The following is a 6,367-nucleotide window of genomic DNA, read 5'->3' on the forward strand; positions in this document are numbered from 1 at the left end:
TACGTTTTATGTTTATAAACATTATTGCAAAAACATAGCTCACTTGAATGAGTAGGGTTAGTCAGGAGGAGGCATGGAGGAGGGTTAGGAGCGTTCTCGAAATGAGCGATTTAGTGCTTGAGGTTATTGATGCGAGGGATCCTGTCGAGACAAGGAATAGGAGACTGGAGGATCTCGTTAATAGGTTGGGGAAGTCGTTAATGATGGTTATCAACAAAGCCGACCTAGTGCCCATGGAGGTGCTTAAGGAATGGAGAAGATTCCTCGAGAGGGATTACCCCACGGTGTTCATAAGCGCCAGGGGTAGGCTTGGAACTAGGAAGTTGATTGTTAATATCAAGAGGTACGCACCCAGGCTTCCGGTGAGGGTTTCCGTGGTTGGTTACCCAAACGTGGGTAAATCAACAATAATCAATTACCTAAAGGGTAGGCATGTGGCTGAAACAAGCCCAGTACCTGGTTGGACAATTGGCGAACAAATAGTTAGGGCTAAGCAGTGGTTGATAGTAATAGATACGCCGGGTGTAGTACCTGTTGAGGAAGTTAAGGATGAAGCCTTATTAGTCATTAAGGGCGCGATAGACCCGTCGAAGCTTGATGACCCTGTAGTACCAGCGATAAAGTTAATAATGAGAATTAAGTCATTCAACCCCAAGGCATTTATGGAGAGGTATGGCGTTGATTCCGAGGATCCAATGGAACTATTGGAGTTGGTTGGTAGAAGGAGGGGGTTGTTAATGAGGGGCGGTAAGGTAAATATTAGGGAGGCGGCCATAGCTGTGATTAGGGACTGGATACTTGGCAAACTCACCTACTACTATAGGCCGGGTGATAGAAATGCCTAAGAAATTGATACCAATGGTACTAAAGCCGTCGGTCAGGCCCATTAAGTATTACGATATTGTGGGTGATCTAATGATGAAGTTCTTGAGCGGTAGGAAGGCCGCAGTAATTAGGCAGGTTGGTGATTCCGCAATGCTGATGACTAGGGTTAAGCATGAGGACGGTAGTAAGTTGCCAATAATACTTAGCACTAAGGATGAGTTGATAAAGTACGTGAAGCTGGGTGGTGTGGACTTCATGGCCTCCGTTAACGCAGCCGCGTCTAGGGGTATCGATATGGTCATAATCGATATTAAGGGCGGTAAGGGCGTTTGGATGAGTGATAGGGGTCTCGAGCTTATGGACCTATTAACAACGGCGGTACGCATAACCTTTGAGCAGTTGGGGCTTGTGCACAATGCCGTAATTTTTGACGGCATGAATGGGTTTAAGGTGATATCAATGTTGTCGAGGGAGGTCAACCCTGAGGATTTGAGGGCATTGGTTGATGTTGTTAATGAGGTTGTGCATAGGAGCATGAAGTCCATGGAATTATACCAGAGGCTTGGTGATGATGTTGTGATAGGCGGAAATACGATGCTTAAGGTTAGGATGTATAGGGTCCCACTATCACTCCATTGGTCAACAAAGCTCTCCGCAATACCCATTGCCCGTGTTTATGACTTTACAACGATTTCTGCAGACCCATCCAACGTAATAAGACGCTTGGATAGCATGAGGAAGGTTCTTGAGCCATTATTTACGAGGAACCCTGTCGATGCATTACTTGATGGAATTAGGAGGTGGGTTGACGGTGATTACTCGCTTGTCTATCAACTCAAGGGAGTCATTAGGAGCAGTATTATGGGTGCGAGAAATACCAATTCATTAGAAGTTGATAGAGAAAACCTTAAAACTTAGGAGGAAAATTCTGGGCGATAGGTAATGAGAAAAGTAGCAATTGCGTTCATCGTGATTGGTATAATTATCCTTGTGATGTCAAGCATAAGAATAACTATACCAATAATAACGAGCCCACCCTTGCCAGGCATAAGTAAAATCGTCAACGTAACACCTGGAATGGAACTGGTAGTTAACGACATTAATGGCTCATTAACCCTAACACCCATTAAGGGCTACTCCCAATTCCTGGACTCCATTGATTACTTATCACCAATACTTGTCTTCGTGGGTATCGTGATATCCATGGTAATACTAGTCAGAGGAAGAAATGTTAAATTCAGCATATCCGACCCCCTCATCTTTGGAGTAATGCTAATGCTAGCTTTCTCCCTAATATTCGCATTACCCATACCAACACCCATATACTTGGACGGCAACCCAACTAGCACGTACTTATTAGTGGGTGTTAATGCATACGTCGGGCTCTCATCAACAATGTACCTAATCAGTGCTGCACTACTTACGGTTAGTACATGGTTATATAGAGAAACGCAGACAATAGAAAGCTTATACCCAGACATTGATCAATTAATGAGCATGACCGTTATGCTTAAGAGCGAGGAGGAGACGGAGGAGTCAGGGTAATGAAGAGGGTTGGTAATAAGGGCGTTATATGCTTCTTCTGCCTAAGGAGGGTTAGGGAGTACTACATAGTTGATTATGAGGTTAAGGAGTTGGGCATGGTGTTCAAGGTCTATGCCTGCCCAGATTGCTATGCCAGGATCAAAGATGCCTCCAGGAAACCCTGAATGCCCTTACGTAATCAACGATACCATCAAGCTCCATTATGAATGAATTAACCTGGTAAATACTCACGATAGGTACACCCTCAAGCATACTCATGCCAGCCTTATGCCAGGTAATAACGACGGGTATTAACAAGGCCTCACCCCACCTAACCCCTAACCTATTCATCAAAACCTCTGGCCCCCTAGACACCAACTCGACCTTCTCAAGGTGCCTCTTAACGATAGCGGACAAGCTTCCAGAAACCCTCCTCCAACGCTTAGCCTCTATCAGTAAGACCCTTGGCTCCCTATAGGCAATGACATCAAACTCAACCCTGGTACCAACGACGGGGACCCTGAGCCTACTGACGACCCTGAACCCCCACTCCTCAAAAATAAGCCTTATCAAGGCCTCGAACTCATCCCAGGGAAGGAAGCCGCTTATTTCCTCAAGGTCAACACTCAATCCCTTATTCATGAAATACCTAATCAGCGCGTGAGGTCTCATGTTAACCCTATAGCCCTCACCTACCCTAGTAATAGCACCATCACTCAACAACTCATTAAGGAAAGATTCAACGATCGAACCACCTAGACCACTTAATCTCTCAAGGGATTCGCGGGTGAAGACTCCATCCTTAGAAAGCACCATTAAGGATTTAGCAAGCCTCTCCACAATCATAAATACGGCAAAAATTATTTAATTTTATTTAATCCATTACTCCTTAACGTGATGAGAAGCGGCAACTGAACCTATGATTGGTGGGTCAGGGACTGACCAACAAATGCTATTACAATCATTATTCACCTTAATCCTTAGCATTAAGATTTCTTCCTTCGTGGATGTGATCGATGCGTGAATCACCGATGCAATGATATCACGATTGTTTTCAATTCGGTTACATCCTCTATTGAGAAGCCCACACCCTCCCTGCCAATGCCCGAGTCCTTAACCCCACCAAATGGGAAGAGTCCAAGACCGTGGCGTGGAAAGTCATTTATTGTAATCTCACCAACCTCGATTGACCTAGCCACACGCCAGAGAGTGTCTATGTCCTTACCGAAGACTGCCGCGTCTAACCCGTACCTAACCTCGTTAGCCACCTCAATGGCCTCATCAACATCCCTAACCCTAATAATGGGTATCACGGGACCGAAGGTCTCCTCAACAGCAAGCCTAGCCCTTCTATCCACGTGATCAACGACTGTGGCTTCATGGTATGTTAGCCAATAACCACCACCATGCACTAGTTTTCCACCCTTCACCAATGCGTCATCCACCATTGAGTGCACCCTCTCCACAGCATTAATGCTGATTAACGGCCCCATCGCAGCCTTGGGATCCCTGGGATCACCGACAACCCAACCCTCAACCTCCTTAATCAATAACTCAACAAACTCGTCTGCCACGCTATCCAGTACTATGACTCTACTGATGGCGTCACACCTCTGCCCTGACAGGCGTAGGGAACCAGTGGCTATCTTATTAGCCGCCAACCTCAGGTCTGCATCCTCGAGAACTATCGCCGGTGCCTTACCGCCAAGCTCCAGCTGTAACTTCTTCAAGCCAGCCATCCTGAGGACTCTCAACCCCGTCTCCGTACTACCCGTAAGTGATATAGCCCTAACCAATGGGTGCATCACCAGGGCATCGCCAATACTGGCACCAGGGCCCGTGACTAGGGCAAAATAGTTCCCCAAACCTGCGTACTCAAAGGCCTTAGCAATTAACACGCCCATGATTGGTGTGTAGCTTGACGGCTTAAGGATCACTGGGTTACCCGCCAGCAACGCCGTTGCCGCCTTAACCATGGGTGTAAATAGTGGGTAATTGAATGGCGCTATGGCTGCAACAACACCGACAGGTTCCCTAACAACTATTGCGTACTTATTCTCAGTACCGGCGCCATACTCACCAGGTATACCAACATCAAGTAACCTACCCAGGTCCTGATGAATCATTCTTAACCTATCGATTGTAGATTGGACCTCACCCTCAGCCTCACCCATGGGCTTGCCGCCCTCGAGAACCAGGACATCCCTGAACAGGCTCCTGTACTCACTAATGAAATCAGCAACCTTCATTATTAAATCAGCCCTCTTATGCGCAGGTATGCCCTTCAATGACCACCATGAACTATGAAGCTTCTCAACAGCCGCATCTACGTGCTCGGGCTCCAGCTTATTCACATACGCAAAAACCTCATTATTTACCGGAGACTTCACGGGCATGTAACTACCGAAGTCTATCCAGGAACCACCAATAAACACCCTGAACACGCCAAACTTCACCATCGTATCCTGGAACTCGCGGGGAAGCTCTGGAAGGTGTACAGGACCCAATATATTGACCTTTAACTCCCTCAACATTACGATAAGTTAACGCCATTTTATTAAAAGTTTAGGGGTTTAAGAGGTAAATCTTACTAACCATCACCACGCAATAATGCATAAATACATTTAATTACAGCTATATAATGTGAGTAATTATGCCAATACTCGCTAGGGAAATCATGACCTCACGCGTATTAACACTTGAAGACAATGCAAAGGTTATCGACGCAATAAGGCTCATGGTGAACCACGACTTTAGGCACGTACCAATCACCAGGAGTAACTCCATAATAGGCATGGTCACGGCCTTAAGCACGATTAAGGGTATCGATAAGGAGGGACAGCAGGTATTGAGTGGCTCTGTTGGAGGCATCATGGTTGGCACGGGTTACGTTAAGGCACTATCCAACGACTATGTTGGCGAGGTGGTGAGGCGCATGATAGATTCGAATGCCGATGCAGCATTAGTGTTCGATGGTGATAAGGTGGTGGGTATAATCACCGAGAGAGATATCGTGCGTAAACTACCCAGCCAATTATTTAAACAACGTAGGGTGTTTGACATAATGAGCAAAAACCCAAAAACCCTGGGTCCGGAATCAACGATAAGCGATGCAATCAAGAGCATGGCAACGCATGAAATTCGTCATCTCGTAATAACGAGGGGCAATAGGGTAATGGGCATACTGTCCATCAGAGACATACTAAGGTACACCCTGAAACAACTCGAGGCAGGGAGAAACATCGACCAAAGCTACCCAATCACATCCCTAATGAGCCACAACCCAGTGACAATAGACCCCAGCGCCTCAGTAATAGACGCCATAGACCTAATGAGGAGAAACAACGTAAGCTCCCTACCGGTAGTCGAGAGGGGAGTACTCATGGGAATAATCACCGAGAAAGACCTAATACGTGAAATCAAACCATACCCCTAAATGAAGAGATAACAAGAAACACATTGCATTATATGTTTATTTGATTCATTTTCAATTAAATGTAACTCTAAAACTCTAATTTATTAATGGCTAATGCATCCGATAATTGGTATGCCGTTTATAATGGCACCGGCTCCAAGCAGTTGGCCCTGCTTTTCCTGATTGGCCTGGTACTGGTGTCTCCCAATGCTTCCTCGGTCGGTAACTGCCCCAGTCCTTCAATAACCTATGAGCCTTCTAACGAGATTACGTTGAGTAATGGTGCCAATTACGTGACTGTTCTGATTAGTTGTGGATCAATGGTTGGTGTTGGTTTGAATATGAGTTATGGTGGTGGTTTGATAATGCTCATAAACAAACCCGAGCTCCCAATGAGCTCATTAATGCTCAATGGACTAGTGAGTAATAACCTCGCGCTACCCATTAACACAACAATAACACTCATAATATAGCCATACAATGGCTACACACTGGCTGGAATAGACACCAACGGCAATACCATGAACTACATAGAAACGCCATGGAACTCATACATAGCCACAATAACAATAACAAACCAAACAAAAATAAACAAAATACCCT

General features: G+C 45.6%; 8 protein-coding genes. 6 read left to right on the top strand and 2 right to left on the bottom strand.

Translation table 11 applies throughout. The features are described from left to right. Nucleotides 1–47 precede the first annotated feature (47 nt). Genes B7L70_RS05615 through B7L70_RS13735 form a run of 4 tightly spaced genes read left to right on the top strand, consistent with a single transcriptional unit; the run spans nt 48 to nt 2,534 of the window. Complete coding sequence (locus B7L70_RS05615; RefSeq protein WP_081226908.1) at nt 48–845, top strand: GTPase; 798 nt, start codon at nt 48–50, stop codon at nt 843–845. Further along, nucleotides 838–1,743, top strand: coding sequence for a hypothetical protein (locus tag B7L70_RS05620; protein ID WP_081226909.1), 906 nt, complete (start codon nt 838–840; stop codon nt 1,741–1,743). The genes B7L70_RS05615 and B7L70_RS05620 overlap by 8 nt, the downstream gene beginning before the upstream one ends. A 24-nt stretch (nt 1,744–1,767) precedes the next feature. Beyond that, the gene (locus tag B7L70_RS05625; protein ID WP_081226910.1) at nt 1,768–2,370 is read left to right on the top strand and encodes a hypothetical protein; all 603 of its coding nucleotides are present in this window, start codon (nt 1,768–1,770) and stop codon (nt 2,368–2,370) included. Continuing rightward, nucleotides 2,370–2,534, top strand: coding sequence for a hypothetical protein (locus B7L70_RS13735; RefSeq protein WP_202908696.1), 165 nt, complete (start codon nt 2,370–2,372; stop codon nt 2,532–2,534). Before B7L70_RS05625 ends, B7L70_RS13735 begins: the two co-directional genes overlap by 1 nt. On the opposite strand, the gene B7L70_RS05630 is transcribed toward B7L70_RS13735, so the two are convergent. Further along, complete coding sequence (locus tag B7L70_RS05630; RefSeq protein ID WP_081226911.1) at nt 2,509–3,195, bottom strand: hypothetical protein; 687 nt, start codon at nt 3,193–3,195, stop codon at nt 2,509–2,511. The genes B7L70_RS13735 and B7L70_RS05630 overlap by 26 nt on opposite strands. 179 nt (nt 3,196–3,374) lie before the next feature. Continuing rightward, entirely contained in the window at nt 3,375–4,883 is a 1,509-nt protein-coding gene (locus B7L70_RS05635; protein ID WP_238376122.1) for an aldehyde dehydrogenase, read from the bottom strand. Between the two features lie 119 nt (nt 4,884–5,002). On the opposite strand from B7L70_RS05635, the gene B7L70_RS05640 reads away from it, so the two are divergent. Further along, nucleotides 5,003–5,785, top strand: coding sequence for a CBS domain-containing protein (locus tag B7L70_RS05640; RefSeq protein WP_081226912.1), 783 nt, complete (start codon nt 5,003–5,005; stop codon nt 5,783–5,785). Between the two features lie 86 nt (nt 5,786–5,871). Continuing rightward, complete coding sequence (locus B7L70_RS05645) at nt 5,872–6,237, top strand: hypothetical protein (RefSeq protein WP_081226913.1); 366 nt, start codon at nt 5,872–5,874, stop codon at nt 6,235–6,237. The last annotated feature ends 130 nt before the right edge of the window (nt 6,238–6,367 follow it).

This window comes from Vulcanisaeta sp. EB80, assembly GCF_002078205.2.

Excerpts from the sequence above, each read along its gene's own strand:
- B7L70_RS05645 (WP_081226913.1), top strand. The coding sequence starts at position 5,872 with ATGGCTAATGCATCCGATAATTGGTATGCCGTTTATAATGGCACCGGC.
- B7L70_RS05620 (WP_081226909.1), top strand. The coding sequence starts at position 838 with ATGCCTAAGAAATTGATACCAATGGTACTAAAGCCGTCGGTCAGGCCC.
- B7L70_RS05615 (WP_081226908.1), top strand. The coding sequence starts at position 48 with ATGAGTAGGGTTAGTCAGGAGGAGGCATGGAGGAGGGTTAGGAGCGTT.
- B7L70_RS13735 (WP_202908696.1), top strand. The coding sequence starts at position 2,370 with ATGAAGAGGGTTGGTAATAAGGGCGTTATATGCTTCTTCTGCCTAAGG.
- B7L70_RS05635 (WP_238376122.1), bottom strand. The coding sequence starts at position 4,883 with ATGTTGAGGGAGTTAAAGGTCAATATATTGGGTCCTGTACACCTTCCA.
- B7L70_RS05630 (WP_081226911.1), bottom strand. The coding sequence starts at position 3,195 with ATGATTGTGGAGAGGCTTGCTAAATCCTTAATGGTGCTTTCTAAGGAT.
- B7L70_RS05640 (WP_081226912.1), top strand. The coding sequence starts at position 5,003 with ATGCCAATACTCGCTAGGGAAATCATGACCTCACGCGTATTAACACTT.
- B7L70_RS05625 (WP_081226910.1), top strand. The coding sequence starts at position 1,768 with ATGAGAAAAGTAGCAATTGCGTTCATCGTGATTGGTATAATTATCCTT.